Below are 1,540 nucleotides of genomic sequence, written 5' to 3' on the forward strand. Positions count from 1 at the left end.
ATTCACCCCATTATACAAACTCCCACTAATAAAAGGCTTGTCTACATCATCATCTAAAAATGAAATAATAACTTCATCTCCTATTCTAGGTGTATGGTAAAAACCTGAATGATTGCTTGCTACATTACTAGCTACTCTTAAGAATGGACTATGGTGATACATGTTTGTTTTATTATCTAATTCTTCTTGATTAGCATAAAGATTAATCCTTACTTTTACTCTTCCATACTCATCAGTATAAATAGTATTTCTTTGATTTTCTATATTAGAATCTTCTCCTATAACTATACCCATGGTATTAATTGGAGGTTTTGGTTTGGATTTAAAACTAGGTGTAAAGGTTAAAAAAGATGGAATAAGGGTTAAATTATTTGTATAAGATTTACTTAGATTTAAGTCTTTAATATTTAAATTATCATTGGTATTGATAGTATTAGCTAAAATAGCATCATCAATTAAAATTTGTTCTTTTGCAATAATGGTATATTCTTTGGTGGTTTCTTCTTGAATATTAATTTTAATACTTTCATTTAAACTAAGATGATAAATATTGCTTTTTGCTTTTAGTATATTATTAAGTATAGTGTTTCTTTTTTCTTTTAGGGTAGGGGATTGTTTTAAATTAATATTTTGTGTAAAGGAATACTCACTTTCATAAGAATGCTCATTATAATGTACATTGGTGTTTTGTGCTTTAGTGCTTAAGGAATATAAACTTAAAGGTTGTTTGGAATTATTACTAGAATGAGTAAAAGCATTAGTTTGTATTTGTTTTTCTTTATTTAGTGCGTAAATACAAGTTTCATTAAGATGGTTGTTGATATTAGGATTAAAAACTATATCTTTTATTTTGCCTTTATGAGTATAAAAATCATAAAAATAAATATTATCTTTATCTTCATAAAAATAAATACCATGATTGTGTGCTAATCTTGTGATAAATTCTAAATCACTTTCATTGTATTGAGAAATCAATTCTTTAGTTTCATATATATGATGAATATTAGAAAAATCAATGTTTTTATTTAGCTTGGTGTTGTAATAGGCTAAGGTTTGTTTAATTACTTCTATTATGTTTGTATGAGTATAAATACGATTTGCTTTATTAAAATCAAGTCTTATTAAAGGAGAATGCAAGTTAAACTTAAAAAAATGTTTATGGTTTAATTGTTTAAAATTTTCTTTTACAATATTGCTAGCACTGCCTTGATTAACACCTAAATAGTCAACATAAGATATTATTCCCCGATAAATCATATCAATATTAGTTGAAAAGTCTATCTTTTTGTTTTCATAAGGATTTTTAATTATAAGTGAAGCTTCTTTATCAATAAGCATATTAGGATTAAATTCAATATTGTCATCACTAAAAATATCATTATTGATATTTTCATAAAAACCTTCACATTCACATAAAAAGATCTGATCCAAGCTTTCTTTTATAATGGCTTTTGTGATTTTAAAATCAAGTTTGTTAATTTTTAAATTAAGATAAGAGTTGTTTGTATTCATTAAAAAAACCTTTGTTGGTATTGGGATT

Annotated in this window: 1 protein-coding gene; it reads right to left on the reverse strand. The window is 24.6% G+C overall.

The window, feature by feature from the left end; all coding sequences use genetic code 11:
- Positions 1–1,512, reverse strand: a 1,512-nt coding sequence (gene vgrG / locus L8W69_RS09100) for a type VI secretion system tip protein VgrG (protein ID WP_263666981.1), incomplete at its 3' end; no start/stop codon positions are given.
- Between the last annotated feature and the right edge of the window lie 28 nt (positions 1,513–1,540).

Origin of the sequence: Campylobacter sp. CNRCH_2016_3089, from assembly GCF_025772505.1 — a bacterium.
Taxonomy (GTDB): domain Bacteria; phylum Campylobacterota; class Campylobacteria; order Campylobacterales; family Campylobacteraceae; genus Campylobacter_D; species Campylobacter_D lari_D.